Source organism: Segatella maculosa OT 289 (genome assembly GCF_000243015.1).
Lineage (GTDB): Bacteria > Bacteroidota > Bacteroidia > Bacteroidales > Bacteroidaceae > Prevotella > Prevotella maculosa.
Genome location: NZ_JH594504.1, coordinates 86824 through 102505 on the forward strand (window position 1 = coordinate 86824; position 15682 = coordinate 102505).

Genomic DNA, 15682 nt, shown 5'->3' on the forward strand with positions numbered 1-15682 from the left:
TAATTTATAACTCTAATTCAAGTGCAAAGGTAAATAAGTTTCATGGTGAATTCCAAATGTTTTAAGTTAAAAAAGTGATAAGACCGTGTTAGAAATGAAAAACTTGCACCTGTTTCTCTTGCTTTAATGATAGACATAGGCGTGGGCTTTATGGAAGATGGAATGGGGAGGAGCTGAAACCTGCCCACAACACGCAGGGTTGTAAATAAAACTAAATAGAGGTGGGCACACAAGGTGGTTTCTTGACATAAATCAAAACGTTGCCCAAAATGTGCAAAATATGCTGAATTAATTTGGTGTGTTCGTGCACATGTATTACTTTTGCAGTGTCAATAAGACATAAAAGGTAATAGATTGTTTAGGTTAATGATATAGATTTAGGTTTAGTTATTTAGGTTTAAAGATTAGTTTTGCTGAAATAGGATTGGTTTTTTAGGTAAAAAAGAGGATTTAGGATAACACGAGCGAAAGTGTCGCTCACTTTTTTAGAAAATGGTATTAAGTTATTAAATAGGAGAAGAGGCAGTCTTGAAGTGATTTCAAGGCTGCTTTTTTATTGTAAAATAATGCTGTTGATGGGATACGATCATCACCGTTCGAAGGGAAAATGGGAGAAAAAACAGTTCTTGATGGAGTTGTATCTATAAAAGATGGCGGTAAACCACCGATAAAGAAACGAGTATAAAAATAAAAGTTTATAGAATTGCTTGACAACCGATGTTTTATCAGCTGATTTTTCTTATCTTTGTCGCAGACAATTCCTATCTTTTGAGATGAAAAAAGCAATCGTAATGGGTGCCAGTAGCGGCATCGGACATGAGGTGGCAAGGCTCCTCATCGGGCAAGGATGGACGGTCGGCGTGGCTGCACGACGTGTGGAAAAGTTGGAAGATCTGCGGGATTGCGCTCCGGAACGTGTCTTCACGGCCCGGATTGACGTGACCGATGCGCACGCAGATGAGGCACTTTGCCGGTTCATTGAGCGCATGGGCGGGCTCGACCTCTATTTCCATGCGGCCGGAATCGGGCGAAAGAACCCCGAATTGCAGGCCGAAACGGAACTCAAGACCATGCAGACCAATGCCCTTGGATTTGCAAGAATGGTGGGCGAAGCCTATCGTTATTTCGTCTTAAACGGCGGCGGACACATCGCTTGCATCACGTCGATAGCAGGCACAAAAGGCATGGGACCGGCCCCGGCCTACAGTGCTACGAAGGCCATGCAGAGCACTTACTTGCAGGCTTTGGAGCAGTTGGCAGGTAACAAACGGCTGAATATCCACTTCACCGACATTCGTCCGGGGTTCGTTGATACGCCCTTGCTTGACAACACGTCCCATTTTCCGATGCTCATGCGCACGGATAAGGTGGCTCTACACATCTTAAAGGCAATAGAAAAGCAGCGTCACGTCTGCATCATCGACTGCCGTTGGCGCATGGTGACGGCCCTTTGGCGACGCATACCCAATTGGGTTTGGCGGCGAATGCGGCTCATTAAAAATCAAGATGAACATCATCATTAGACATCAATATCGAGGAGGACAGATTTGATGAGCGTCGATTTGTCCAAACGCCACCTCCATAAACGACGACAAACTTCTTTTCTGCAACCTGAATGGTCTTCAGAGACCTCACTCGCTCTTTCTTTCTGTCAACAAAATCCATCTTTTTAGAAAATAATATTTTGAGAAATGATATTCTAAAACACATTTTTGTAAAAATAAAATTCTTCTCGTTATGAAGCAAATAATATCGCATGTTATTTGCAATTCAGCCTTGTTAGTCGGCTTACATGATTGTGTAACCGGCCTTTTTTATCATGGTTGGACCCACGAAGAAGGGCATAATGGAAGCCATTTTTTTATTTTTTCACTTTTTCATAAGCTTACCTTTTAGGTTTTTTTCGTATATTTGCAGCATCAGCCTGCCATCACAATCGTTTGATTATGTGGAAGTTGGCTTTGCAAGTCAATTTGATTTGCCGAGAGTTGAAAACAGATTACGAACCAACCGAATGCTTGTGGACTGCAAAAAAACTTTATTATTCATCACGTTTCTATTGATTACACTGTCCTTGTTGGCGCAACAGCAACAAGGAAAAGCCTCATATTATTCGAAAAGGGCCACGGGAGCGAGGACTGCCAGCGGCGAACGACTGCATCATGACAGCCTTACTTGTGCGCATCGCACTTATCCTTTCGGTACCTTATTAAAAGTGAAGAACCCCGGAAACGGCCGAAGTGTGGTTGTAAGAGTGACCGATCGCGGACCTTTCAAACGTGGACGTATCATCGACCTTTCGTATGCTGCTGCCAAAGAACTCGGCATATTGGCCAACGGAGTGGCTACGGTTGTAGTTGAAAAATACAATAAAGGCGTTCCTTATCTTGACGAAGACAGCGTCAACCTGCCTCAAATCGACTTCGAAGTGGCGACAGCTGGCCACAGCATCGTTGAGGATTGGAAGAACAAGGAGAGCGTTGTAAAGAAAAAAATGGACCGTAATGCGAAGGAAATAGCAAGCGAAAGGAAGCAAGAACAAGCTAAAAAACCGGCAAAACAACCTGAAGAAGCCGATAAAGGAAACAAGCCTGTACCCGCCAAAAAAGAGAAAGAAAATCGCTGGAACAGCGTTTTTGAAAGGTTGAAAGGTATGTTTTGAAGCCTAAAACCCACCCCCTACCCTCTCAAAAGGAGGGAGTTTTGGCCTACCGGTGGACCTAACGAAGACGTTTCTAAGCTATTTATGTATGATAGCTCACAAGATATGACTCCTTCCCTTTGGAAGGGTCTGGGTGAGTGTTAGTGGACCGAGGTGGATGTTGTCGGTATATTGAACTCTGAAACCTTGGATATCACCCGGCTACCTTGCAGCACCAATACGCAAATCTTGGCGCTACCGGCTTTCAACCGATTGTCTGCTTTCACCACAGCCGTGTAGCGAATGCCCTTGCCCGGCTCAATCTGCTCGACAAGAACACCCGGAGAAACCGTCAGATGCCGATTGCCTGTAGCCTCGATAACGGCAGGTTGAACGTCATAAAGGGTCTGCTGGCCGCGGTTCATCACCTCGAAAACCACCGTGCAAAGCTCATCTCGCTCGATTACTCCATCTTCATTACCGTCCAAGAAGCGTGCATTGCATATATCGACAATGGGCGTGTAGGTTGTTTTCTCTGTCGGATTGGCAGGGTTAACGGTCTCGGTTGCATCACTGGAACGCCCACTTTTGCCGGTAAAATCATCAATGCGGTCATCGCCGGAATTGGATTCGTCAAAACCACTGTCGGTAGACGGCAACTCCCGATAGCTGCTGTTTGAACTGTCTTGCTGCCGTTCCGACATCTTACGCTCGTAATTTTGCCTCGCCCGTTCCTGTTGATACGCTTCCATTTCAGCCGCCTTTCGCTCCTCGGTCACCTGCCCAATCGCAGCCCCGACCACCGCACCGCCGGCCATTCCCACAATCGTTCCGAGGTCGGAACCACGCGGCCCGCCCGCAATACCGCCAATGGCACTGCCCAAGATCGACCCTAAATTAGCACCCGCGTAGGCACCTGTCCCCGTGTAACTGTCGCAACTGCCAAGCAACAAAGTCGCACAGACTGCATAAACCGCCAACTTCTTCATCTTCAAATCGATTATTGATCTTGATGCAAAGATAAACATTAAAACGCAACTTGCATGAATATTTTCCCTATAAGAAACGGGGGAAATCCCTAAAGAACGTTTTTTAGCCAAAAAAATCATTTCAACAGATATTCAACATAAAAGGTTGACTTACAAATTCCTACATCATACGAACGCCAATTCATCAGCAATTCCGAACGTACTTTTGCTCGGGGGAAGGAATACGAACATTTCGTAACGGAAAACAACATATCTTTGGGCCAGAAATCTAAATTTCAAATAACTTAAACAACAACCAAAATTATGAAGCACAAAGAAAAGAGAATGCTTTTCGCCTGTGGTCTCTGCTGCATTTTGGCAGGCTCGACCGGTAAGGCTTATGCCCAAGTGACGACAAGCGACACAACGAAAGTGCAAACCAGCACCACCAATTTTAACAACAAAGAGGAAAAGAACCGCAATGTGATGCTGAATGCAGAGGGAAACCAAGGACCTCGAAACGTCAACATAGGTTTGCCCTTCTCTGGAGACATCATTATCTTGGAGAACGATGTTCCTGTTGTGTATTACTTCTGGCCAACTATTCCCACTTATGCATGGCGAAATGGAACAAGTTTGTCGAAAATGGGACTATTGTCATTTGCTGAAGGAGCCCTCACCTATGGTAAAGTAGGCTATGCCGTACAATCTTCCGACCGTGAAGCCTCTTCCAGATTCAAAGGTTATGCACAATTAAATGCCAACAGCTTCGGTTCTTCACGCTATGATGTCACCTTGACGGGTCCTTTGGCAAAGGGGGGCTGGGGCTATATGCTCAATCTTTATCAAGACTTCGAACGCGGCAACGGTACCAATTACATGTACACGCCATGGCAGTCGCGCACATCAATGATCAAAGCGGCATTACAAAAGACCTACAAGAATGGATACGTGCGTGTATTGTACAAATTGGTTGATTCCAAAAGTGTTGCCATCTCCAACTATTTCCCGGTGTTGTATAAAGGAAACGGGAAGACGGAAGAACTTCCGAACTTTAAGATCGGCAAGGATTCTTACTCGCTTCGCACGGGTTTAATCCCCTATATCGAGCCGTTCAATGGGGAAAGCAAGTGGGCAGATTTGAATGATGACACTTACAGACGCTCAACATCTCACAACTTGTATATCACGGGTGAGCACAAATTCAACAAAGGTTACAAACTCACCTATACGGGCATGTGGCAATACATGAACACGCCTGTGGCCATCACCTTCCCTATCAGTATCGGTGTCTACGATAAAGACCAATATGATGCCAAGCATTGGAGTTTTAACCAATTCGGAACGAACACTCCTTACACGGGTGCTGTACAGATGGTGAACAACCAAATTATCCCGCAATCAAAGATTCATTATTGGGTTCTGCGCTCCGAGTTGACAAAGAAATTCGGCATACACAGCACCCGACTGGGCCTTACCTTCCAACAGAACGCTCGTAAATATGTTTCCTACGGTGGTATGTTCTTCCAAACCGTTCAGCCCAATCCAATGCTACTCGACTGGAGTGTGGGTCCAATGAAGCTCACCGACGACCACGGTCTGATGTCGGCCGCCAAGAGTTATGGAAGCTACACGAACGACCGCTTCTCGAAGATAGCACTTTATGCTTCAGACGACTTCAGTCCAGCCAAATGGCTCGACTTGGGCTTTGGGCTTCGCATCGAACATCAGAACATCAAGGATACCCACTCTCCTTATTATTCATCGAAAGAATTCATCGGCAACATTCCATATATCCAGCATAACTTCAATAACAAATGGAACAAGGTGGGCATAGCAAACGCCGTTGTCAAGCTGACCCGCACATTCGGTATGCTGGCCGACCTCACCTACAATTCTTGGTGGGACTACTATTGGGACTACAGCAACCGAGATGCGCTCGGCAACCCCATTGCCGCCGCCGGCGACCCGGCCCCACGCACGACGGTGCCCATGAATTACGAACAAAAGGTGATCAATTATGGCGCCGGTATCTTCTGGAACTTGAAGAACCTGAGCATCGTCTCCAAGATCACTGGCATTGAGAAACGTAACATCCGCTACACCGCGGCTACCATTCAGAACCCGAAGAACCCGACAGAGAAGGCTGATTTCAGTCCTATATTCTACAATATCCGAACCTTCGGCTGGTCTACCGACATTGTTGCGACCCCGTTCAAGAATTTCAATATCCACTTCCTACTCACGTTGCAAAACCCGCAATACAAGCATTTCGCATATTCTGCGTTCAACGAGGAGTATTCCTACAACAACAAGGTCATACCGGAACTGTCAAAGGTGCTGATGGAAATCGACCCCAGCTACTCATTCATGAACCGAAAGATGCGTGCATGGGTAAGCCTCCGTTACTTCGGCAAGCAGTATGGCAATCCCACCAATGCCTTCAGCTACAATGCATGGTGGGAGACCTTCGGCGGTTTGGACTATCGCGTGAACCGCAACGTGAATCTGAAGCTCCAAATTGTCAACTTCCTCAATCAAAGAGGAGCCAAAGGAACCGTGCAGGGAGCTAGCCAGCTAAAGACGGACGAAGCTTATATCAATCGTACTGTCATCGCAAGCGCAATCCGCCCACGTACATTTGAGTTCACAGTAGACATAAAGTTCTAAAAAATCATTGACAAACCAAATATTCAAACTTTTAATTCAACAAAATTATGAAACAGATTCGTTTTATCCTCGCAGCCATGTTACTTTTCGTAGCCTTTACTGCAAATGCTCAAGAGAACAAAGAAGTAGGTAGTTTCTTCGTCGGGACATGGAACATCACCGTCAAAGGAACCCCCAATGGCGATTCTAACATGAAAGTCGTGTTCAAGCGGAATGCTGAAGGTAAGATCACCGGCGCTACCTGTGATGACCAAGGAAAAGAAACTCCGTTTACTCGTTTAGAAGTAAAAAATGACAAAATCACAGCCTATTGGGTTGCACAAGGTTACGATGTATACCTCTATCTCGAGAAAGTAGCTGACAACAAAGTTGAAGGTTCTATGATGGACATGTTCGATGCTGTCGGAACCAAAGTGAAAGAAGACAAATAAACTTTTTTGTCTTAACAGAAAAATTGTCGTGGTTGAACAGAGAACGGTAAACGCATTATAACTTACGAATGCAAAACTCTATCAACACGACAATTTTTCAATAAAACTCATATACCTGTTTTTATCAAGAAGATGACAAAGAGAATTATTCTACTGATGATATTGGCGATGGGACTGATAGTGCCAACCATAGTACATGCCCAGAAAGCAAAAAAGAAGAAAATAGCCGTGCAGCTATATTCTCTTCGAGATGAGATTGGCAGTTTTGTCACCAGAAATTATAACCATGACTATATGCCGGTTTTCAGGAAGTTGGCCAAAATGGGATATACAGGTATTGAAGCTGCCTGCTACGTCGGGGATGGGAAATTCTATGGTCGCAGTCCGGAGACCTTCAGACTCGACGTTAAGCATGCCGGATTACAGGTGTTATCATCTCATTGTGCCAAACCATTAAAGAAAAATGAATTGGAAAGTGGAGACTTCAGTGAATCCATGATGTGGTGGAAAGATTGTATAAAAGCCCACAAGGCAGTAGGAGTGTCGTATATTGTGACTCCAACTATAGGAAAACCAGCAACCATAAAAGAACTCCAAACATACTGTAACTATCTTAATGCGATTGGAGAATTATGCAGAGAAAATGGTATTAAATATGGTTATCACAATCATTCCCACGAATTCCAACTCGTAGAAGGTAAAGAAAAAATGATGGATTATCTGCTACAGCACACTAACCCCAACTATGTTTTCTTTGAAATGGATGTCTATTGGGTTGTATTAGCTAAAGAAAGCCCTGTAGCCTATTTCAAAAAATATCCAGGACGTTTCAAGCTTCTTCACATTAAAGACTACAGAGAGATTGGACAAAGCGGCATGGTAGGGTTTGATGCTATCTTCCGTAATGCCCACACAGCAGGTCTTGAATATCCGATTGTGGAGCTGGAACAAGCAAGCAAGAGTATGGAAGAAGGCTTGAAGATCAGTATTGACTACCTTATCCATGCGCCATTTGTAAAAGCAACATATCAACGAAAATAAAATTTCATTGTACCAGTGTAAAAACCTAATAACTTCGCACAGTATTTCTCTAAAAGTGAAATATCAATATCCATTACATAATATTGTATCATCATGAAACGTATTATATCCTTATCTTCAGTCCTTTGCCTTTGCCTGTCAATGACTGCTTCAATATCTTCATTGAATAAGAAAAAACACAAAGAAAAAGAATACTTCATCTCCTCTCTCATGGCCCGCATGACCCTGAAAGAAAAAATCGCACAGCTCAATCTCGTCACGCCTACCGCCGGAACCGGACCCTTCAAAACAAAAAGAGCCTTGGAAAAACTAAAGGATGGAACTGCCGGAAACGTTCTTTCATTAAGAGGAACCGCAGAAAGTATCCGAGAAAAAGAGGCATTTGCAGAGCAGACGAGATTGAAAATACCCATGCTTTCTGCCCTTGATATCATACATGGTTACAAGACCGTATTCCCCATTCCCCTTGGACTTTCGTGCACATGGGACAGCGTACTCATCAAAAAGACAGCGCGAATAGCTGCCATAGAAGCCACAGCCATTGGCTATAACAACACCTATTCGCCCATGGTTGACATTACCCGTGACCCTCGTTGGGGCCGAGTTATGGAAGGATCCGGCGAAGATCCATACTTAGGAAGTGTCATTGCACGCGCCATGGTAAAAGGCTATCAAGGGGAAAATCTCGATGCCTCTACTTCTCTTTTAGCTTGTGTGAAACATTTCGGAATGTATGGAGCAATAGAAGCTGGCCGCGATTACAACACAACCGACATGAGCAGAGTCACCATGTACAACGTTTATCTGCCACCTTATAAAGCAGCTGTGGAAGCCGGGGCAGGAAGTGTCATGACTTCATTCAACGATGTCGAGGGCATACCCTCCACGGCCAACAAATGGTTGCTCACGGATTTGCTGCGTAATCAATGGGGGTTCAAAGGCTTTATGGTGACAGACTATAATGCCGTTCAGGAACTCATACCCCATGGTGTGGCTGCCGACTATGAAGAAGCTGCCGAAAAAGCAATCAAGGCAGGAACCGACATGGACATGGCAAGCGAATGCTATAGCATGTTTATGGAAAAACTCGTTACTGAAGGTCACATTGATACAAGCTACATCAACCGGGCTTGTCGTAGAGTTTTGGAAGTGAAATACGACTTAGGCCTCTTCAACGACCCCTATAAAGGCTATCAGAAAGGACTTGCCGAACGGGTCATTCTGAGCAAAGAGCATAAAGCCGTAGCCCGGGAAGCAACACAACGGGCCATGGTTCTTTTGAAGAACGAGAGACAGACACTGCCCTTGCGGCCCGATAGCCGTGTAGCACTGATTGGCCCGTTCCTTGACAACAAGGCTGAAATGCTCAGCATGTGGTCGCCCGATGGTGTTATTGACAGCGTTGTCTCCATCGTGGCTGGCATGAAGAAGCAATTTCGCGAGGTAAAGACCGCTGTCGGAACTTACATGAATGATGATCCCGCACTGAAAAGCTTTGAACCTTTCGACAGTGCACAACAAGCAAAGATGATAGCCGAGGCCGTAGAACTCGCTCATCAGTCCGATGTGGTCGTTGCCGTCCTTGGAGAATCAAGATGGCTGTCAGGAGAAGCAAGGTCCATGACAAAGATTTCCATGCCGGCCTGCCAGAAAGAACTGCTAAAGGCACTGAAAAAGACGGGGAAGCCTGTTATCTTGGTATTATTAAGTGGCCGTCCCATGGTACTGACCGACATCATTCCTCATGCCGATGCCATCATCGCGGCATGGCGACCGGGCACGATGGCTGGCGATGCCATAGCCGATGTGCTCTCGGGGAAATACAATCCATCAGGGAAATTAACGATGACCTTCCCGCGTTCCGTAGGACAGATACCTATTTACTACAATCATAAGAACACAGGAAGACCTTTTAAAGACGGAGACCGCGGACAATTCAAATCCAAATATCTTGATGAAATGAACAGTCCGCTATTCCCCTTTGGCTACGGACTCAGCTACACTACGTTCCGCTATGGGGATATCGTATTGTCAGACACGATTGTCAACGGTGCAAAGAAACATATCACGGCCAGCATATCCGTTACCAATACCGGGAAATATAGTGGAGAAGAGACCGTCCAACTCTATATCAACGACCCTGTGGCTTCCATAACGCGCCCCGTGAAGGAGCTGAAGGACTACCAAAAGGTCATGCTCGCCCCGGGTGAAACCAAGAAGATTACCTTCAATATTACCCCCGAAGCGTTGAAGTTCTACAACCATCATCTCGTCTACGACTGGGAACCCGGATTGTTCAATCTCTATATCGGTACCAATTCCGATGACGTTAAAGAGGCACATTTCGTATGGAACAAATAAAGACAACGAAACCTTTATACAAGGCATGCGCCAAGTTACGCACATGTCTTGCCATGATAGCCGCAGGCATGTTCTTTGGAACACAGCAGGCAGCTTCACAACCTGCAAATGCTATACCTGTAGACCTGCGTTGCAACTATCAGACGACGCCATTATGCATTGCATCGACTCCAAATCTATCATGGAAGACACAGACAAAAGAGAAAGGCTGGCTCCAATCAGCCTACCGGATACTCGTGGCTACGTCGCAAGAGAAGTTGAATAAAGGTCGGGCTGATGTTTGGGACAGTGGAAAGACGATAGGTGGAACATCAGTTTCCATTCTCTATCAAGGACAGAAACTACAACCCCGCCGGTCCTATTGGTGGAAAGTGTGCATATGGGATAACAAAGGACGCCTTTCTAAATGGTCAAAACCAACGTTCTTTGAAACATCCATGCTCACTCCAACCGAATGGAGCGCAACATGGATCGGGCATACCGATGCTATAGGGAGTGCCGATTTGCAACAGATAAAGTGGATATGGCTGCCCGCTCAGAATGCTTTTGATGTGCCAAGAAAGACGATTGCATGGTTCAGAAAGACATTGAACATCGAACATCTTCCACAGACTGCATACATACAGACGACCGTGCGCGGGGATTATGAGCTCTACGTCAACGGTGCCGTCATCGATAAGAAAGACAAAGGTTGGCAATCTTTCGAACGCCAAGACCTCCTTCCCTATCTTCATAAAGGAGAAAACAACATCGAGGTGAAAGTGAATGCTGCCCGCACGGCATCATTCACCCGCGACACGCGGAAAACCTTGTCGGGAAGTTATGCAGGTTTCGCAGGAATCTTGGTCGTAGAAGACCATCAAGAACGCCGAACTTATCCCACATCGGAAGGACAATGGGCGTGCCGGCCCGACAATGCGTCCAACTGGGAAACGGCAACCGTGTCCTGCACACTCGACGACCCAAGAATGGGACTCAACCCCGGGCCGCTGGTGGCCCCGGCCATCTTGCTCCGAAAGAACTTCGTTTTGAACAAACCTATCAAGGCGGCCCGCCTCTATGCAACTGCACTTGGAAGCTACGAGATGTTCGTCAACGGACAACGAACCGGAGAAGACTATTTCACGCCGGAGTTTACCAACTATAACAAACGCATCATCTACCAGACGTATGATGTCACAAGATTGCTGCACGAAGGAGAAAACGCAATCGGTTCTCTACTTGGCGACGGTTGGTATGGAAGTCCACTGGGTTGGAACGGCGAGAACGACTTGTTTGAGGGGCAATCCAACAAGCTCATCGCAGAACTTCACGTGACTTTCACCGATGGAACAACGGTTACGATTCCAACCGACGGCTCTTGGAAAACTGCTATATCGCCAATATTGAAGTCGGAAATCTATTCGGGTGAATATTATGACGCCCGTCTTGAGCAAGAGAAATGGAACGAACCTTCTTTTAACGACGTTCACTGGCGCTACGCCGAGCCTATGGGCAACGATTATACAAGACTGTCTCCGCAGAACACTGCACCCGTCAGAGCGTTCACACGGCTAAGCCCTAAGCATATACACAAGACTCCTGACAACCGTTGGATCATAGACATGGGACAGAACCTTGCCGGAATAACCGAACTGAGATTGAAAGGAGAAGCCGGGACTGCTGTTGTCATGAGATTTGCAGAAAGACTTGCAACCCCTGACAGCATCTACACCGACAATCTGCGCAATGCAACTGCGAAAGACTGCTATGTGCTCAAAGGCGGAGAAGCGACCTACAGACAGCATTTCACTTTCCACGGTTTCAGATACATCGAAGTCTCTGGCTATCCCGGCGTTCTCTCGGACAATGATGTCACCGCACTCGTATTGAGTTCGGTAGGCAACAAGACCGGACGCGTTGAAACCTCGAGCGATATTGTGAACCGCATGTATTCATTGGGCATCTGGGGGCAGCTCGGCAACTTCATCAGTGTCCCTACCGACTGTCCGCAACGCGACGAAAGACTGGGGTACACCGGCGACGGACAAGTATTCTGGCGAACGGGCAGCTACAACTTCGACATTGCATCATTCACCCATAAATGGATGAACGATATCAAAGACGAACAGACTACCGAGGGAGGCGTTACCAACACGGCGCCTGCCGTGCCAATGAACAACCGCAAGAACGGTTCGCCGGGCTGGGAAGACGCTGCCGTCATTGTTCCATGGAGCTCATGGATGCAGTTTGGAGACAAAAGCATCATCACCGAGAACTGGCAGGCCATGACCCACTTCATGAACTACGTGATTCGCAACAGCAAGGGCTACAATCGTGATGGCGGGTATCTGGGCGATTGGCTGTGTATCGACAAGACCACGCCAAACGGTATCATCAGTAATTCCCTATGGGCCATGATGGCCGAGATGATGAAACAGATGGCCCAAGCCACAGGACACACCACCGAAGCAACAGCATACGAGGCCTTGCACGACAGCATCGCAAAGACTTTCCAAAGAACCTTCGTAAAGGCCGACGGAACCGTTGGCTCCGGAAGCCAAACCTGCTATGCTCTCGCACTATATGCAGGACTGATACCCGACAACTTGAAGAAAGCTGTCACCGACAAATTGGTGAAAGCCATCGAAGCCAACCAATGGCACCTGACAACCGGCTTCTTGGGTACGCCTCGACTGCTGTTTGCCCTCTCCCAAAACGGGCGGACCGACGTTGCCTATCGCCTGTTGACCAACGAAACCTTTCCCTCATGGGGCTACATGGTCAGGCAGGGAGCAACGACATGGTGGGAACATTGGGACAGCGACAAGAGCGACCCGAAGATGAACTCATTTAATCACTACTCCTTCGGCGCCGTTGCCGAATGGATGTACAGGGCCATGGCCGGTATCAACACCACTCCGGAAGCACCGGGATACAAGGAAATCATCATCAGTCCCGTGTTCGATACCACCGGTAGGCTCACCTCGGCCAAAGGAGAATACGAATCGGTCTATGGAAAGATTGTGTCGGAATGGAAGATACGGGACAACAAGAACGTAACCTTGCGCGTGACCATTCCCGCCAACACGACGGCAAAAGTACAATTGCCCGTCGGCGCTTCTTTCACGAAGTCGAATGACACGATAAGGGCACAACAGCTGAAAGCCGGTAGCCATCGGTTCAAAATAAGACTTTAAATGACTGAACTGAATAAAAAAGTGTTTTTAACTAATACATATAAAAGAAAAATGAATAGTAAGAATATGAAATACTTCAACTCATTATCATCAATGCATAAGTATTTACTAATTGGCCTGAGTATAATCATGGGCGAGGTTGCAATTGCCCAAAATTCTTTACAGCTATCATCTCAAAATATCGATGAAGTGGTACAAGCTATGAATCTAGAAGAGAAAGCAACCCTCTGCTGTGGAGTAGGAACTTTCTTCCGCGATACAGGTAAGGGGATAGCAGGTGCCACAGGAGGAGTTGCAGGAATGGACCGTTTCGGTTTTCCCCAAACCTATCTTGCTGATGGGCCATCGGGGCTTAGAATCAAAGAAACACGTAAAGGTTCCACTCTAAAATTCCCAATCACAGCATTCCCATCACCAATACTCATGGCTTGTTCATGGGATATAGAAGCTGCACAAACAATGGGTAGATGTATAGGGAATGAGTGCAAGGAGTATAATGTGGCAACCATTCTTGCTCCGGCGATGAATATTTTGCGTTTTCCACTCTGTGGACGTACAGCAGAGTATCTCACAGAAGATCCTGTTCTCAATGGGCGGATAGCAGCCGCCTATATAACTGGTGTACAGAGTCAAGGTGTTGGTACATCGATAAAACATTTTGTAGCCAACAACCAAGAAACAGCACGCAAAATCAATGATGCCAAAATATCAATGCGAACCTTGAGGGAAATCTATCTAAAAGGTTTTGAAATAGCAGTTAAGACATCTTCGCCATGGACGGTAATGTCTGCCTATAATAAAATCAACGGTGTATATGCTTCGGAAAACAAATGGCTTCTTGAAGATGTACTGCGCCGAGAATGGGGCTTCAAGGGGATTGTGATGAGCGATTGGGATGCCGGCATGGATGGAGCAAAACAGATTGAGGCAGGAAATGATATCGTTGAGCCGGGCTATGCCATACAACGGGATGCCATTATAAGTGCCGTAAAAAATGGAAGCATGAAAGAAGAGGTGCTTAACCGAAATGTGAAACGTATTTTGCAGTATATTGTGAAGACACCAGCCTTTAACCATTATACTTTTAGCAATGCTCCCGATCTGCAAACCCACCATACCGTAGCACGTCTGGTTGCCTCAGAAGGAATGGTGTTACTAAAAAATAACGCCGCCTTGCCTATGTCTGCCGGGAGCAAAATAGCCCTTTATGGTAATGCTGCTTATAGTCTGAATAATCGTGAAGTAGGGTTACAACACGGACTTTCTGTAGCATCATTCAAAGTCAACAAAACTCTGGCCAACACCTACAAGCAATATTTGGGTATCGATACGACTGCTCAGGAAGTACAACTTACAGAGGGAGGCATGATATATACAATGTTTAAAGCGACTCCGGACATACAGGAACTGAAATTCGAAAACAACGACTTGAAAGCACAATCAAGGAGTAATGACTACGCTGTCATTGTGTTAGGCAAAGGAGCAGGTGAAAGCAAAGACTGCGGATCGATTGATTTTGAACTTACTCAAGGAGAAAAAGAGTTACTTAGTAAGGTTTGTACAGCCTATCATACTGTGGGCAAAAAGGTCATCGTTGTCCTCGACATTGCTATACCCATAGAGACCTCTACATGGAAAGAATTACCCGATGCAATCCTATGTGCCTGGCAAGGCGGGCAGGAGAAAGGATTTGCCATTGCAGACATACTGGGTGGAAAAATATCTCCCTCTGGCAAACTCACAGTTTCTTTTCCCGCTAAACTGAAAGATTCTCCTGCATACGATAATTTTCCACTGGATGAGAACTATGATTGGGACTGGGCGCAACATGGTTTTTTGGGTAAAAAGCGTCTGCCTGAAAACGACAAACCGGTAAAGAACATCCACTATACGAATTATGCAGAAGGTATCTATGTAGGCTATCGATATTTTGATACTAATCATATTGCCGTATCCTACCCATTCGGTTACGGACTATCTTACACATCATTTAAATATGAACATGCTACAATCGTTCCATCGACAGAAGAATTCATTGCGACCGTCACTATCAGGAATACTGGCAAATACGCCGGCCGAGAAGTAGTACAACTATATATTTCAGCCCCCCAAGGAGAATTGGTCAAACCTCAGAAAGAGTTGAAAGCCTTCACAAAAACCAAATTGCTACAGCCAGGAGAGGACGAAACAGTAACGATGCGTTTACCAATTTATATGCTCAGCTCATTTGATGAACAATCACAACATTGGATAGCAGATAAAGGAACCTACCATGCGTATTTCGCCGCATCAGCGAAAGACATCCGTCAAACGGTAAATTTTAAACTTAAACGAACATTCGATGAAGACCTGTATAGTGATAAACTGAACTTCTGACAAAATTTGACAGTA

At 46.0% G+C, this 15682-nt stretch carries 9 protein-coding genes; 8 read left to right on the plus strand and 1 reads right to left on the minus strand.

What is annotated here, in order from left to right:
• Window positions 1-773: 773 nt before the first annotated feature.
• Window positions 774-1523: an SDR family NAD(P)-dependent oxidoreductase gene (locus tag HMPREF9944_RS07675; RefSeq protein ID WP_044113515.1), complete on the plus strand. Its 750-nt coding sequence runs from the start codon at window positions 774-776 to the stop codon at window positions 1521-1523.
• A 491-nt stretch (window positions 1524-2014) separates the two neighbouring features.
• Complete coding sequence (locus tag HMPREF9944_RS07680) at window positions 2015-2662, plus strand: septal ring lytic transglycosylase RlpA family protein (RefSeq protein ID WP_044113516.1); 648 nt, start codon at window positions 2015-2017, stop codon at window positions 2660-2662.
• Between the two features lie 140 nt (window positions 2663-2802).
• Here HMPREF9944_RS07680 and HMPREF9944_RS07685 read toward each other — a convergent pair whose 3' ends face one another.
• A complete protein-coding gene (locus HMPREF9944_RS07685; RefSeq protein WP_008565562.1) occupies window positions 2803-3630 on the minus strand; it encodes a hypothetical protein in 828 nt (275 codons plus the stop codon).
• A gap of 303 nt (window positions 3631-3933) precedes the next feature.
• On the opposite strand from HMPREF9944_RS07685, the gene HMPREF9944_RS07690 reads away from it, so the two are divergent.
• The 6 genes from HMPREF9944_RS07690 (at window position 3934) to HMPREF9944_RS07715 (ending at window position 15667) form a co-directional block, all read left to right on the plus strand.
• A complete protein-coding gene (locus HMPREF9944_RS07690) occupies window positions 3934-6279 on the plus strand; it encodes a TonB-dependent receptor (RefSeq protein WP_008565564.1) in 2346 nt (781 codons plus the stop codon).
• A gap of 47 nt (window positions 6280-6326) precedes the next feature.
• Window positions 6327-6710 (plus strand): hypothetical protein, encoded by a 384-nt coding sequence (locus tag HMPREF9944_RS07695; protein ID WP_008565565.1) that lies wholly within the window; start codon window positions 6327-6329, stop codon window positions 6708-6710.
• 132 nt (window positions 6711-6842) lie between these two features.
• Window positions 6843-7751, plus strand: a complete 909-nt coding sequence (locus tag HMPREF9944_RS07700; protein WP_008565566.1) for a sugar phosphate isomerase/epimerase family protein — start codon at window positions 6843-6845, stop codon at window positions 7749-7751.
• Between the two features lie 93 nt (window positions 7752-7844).
• Complete coding sequence (bglX, locus tag HMPREF9944_RS07705; RefSeq protein WP_081475821.1) at window positions 7845-10112, plus strand: beta-glucosidase BglX; 2268 nt, start codon at window positions 7845-7847, stop codon at window positions 10110-10112.
• A complete protein-coding gene (locus HMPREF9944_RS07710) occupies window positions 10100-13291 on the plus strand; it encodes a family 78 glycoside hydrolase catalytic domain (protein ID WP_008565570.1) in 3192 nt (1063 codons plus the stop codon). Before bglX ends, HMPREF9944_RS07710 begins: the two co-directional genes overlap by 13 nt.
• The gene (locus tag HMPREF9944_RS07715; RefSeq protein ID WP_052300156.1) at window positions 13292-15667 is read left to right on the plus strand and encodes a glycoside hydrolase family 3 N-terminal domain-containing protein; all 2376 of its coding nucleotides are present in this window, start codon (window positions 13292-13294) and stop codon (window positions 15665-15667) included.
• The last annotated feature ends 15 nt before the right edge of the window (window positions 15668-15682 follow it).

Bases quoted from the DNA above. Each gene is read 5' to 3' on its own strand.
- HMPREF9944_RS07680 (WP_044113516.1), top strand. From the start codon at position 2,015: ATGCTTGTGGACTGCAAAAAAACTTTATTATTCATCACGTTTCTATTG.
- bglX (WP_081475821.1), top strand. From the start codon at position 7,845: ATGAAACGTATTATATCCTTATCTTCAGTCCTTTGCCTTTGCCTGTCA.
- HMPREF9944_RS07675 (WP_044113515.1), top strand. From the start codon at position 774: ATGAAAAAAGCAATCGTAATGGGTGCCAGTAGCGGCATCGGACATGAG.
- HMPREF9944_RS07690 (WP_008565564.1), top strand. From the start codon at position 3,934: ATGAAGCACAAAGAAAAGAGAATGCTTTTCGCCTGTGGTCTCTGCTGC.
- HMPREF9944_RS07685 (WP_008565562.1), bottom strand. From the start codon at position 3,630: ATGAAGAAGTTGGCGGTTTATGCAGTCTGTGCGACTTTGTTGCTTGGC.
- HMPREF9944_RS07715 (WP_052300156.1), top strand. From the start codon at position 13,292: ATGACTGAACTGAATAAAAAAGTGTTTTTAACTAATACATATAAAAGA.
- HMPREF9944_RS07710 (WP_008565570.1), top strand. From the start codon at position 10,100: ATGGAACAAATAAAGACAACGAAACCTTTATACAAGGCATGCGCCAAG.
- HMPREF9944_RS07695 (WP_008565565.1), top strand. From the start codon at position 6,327: ATGAAACAGATTCGTTTTATCCTCGCAGCCATGTTACTTTTCGTAGCC.
- HMPREF9944_RS07700 (WP_008565566.1), top strand. From the start codon at position 6,843: ATGACAAAGAGAATTATTCTACTGATGATATTGGCGATGGGACTGATA.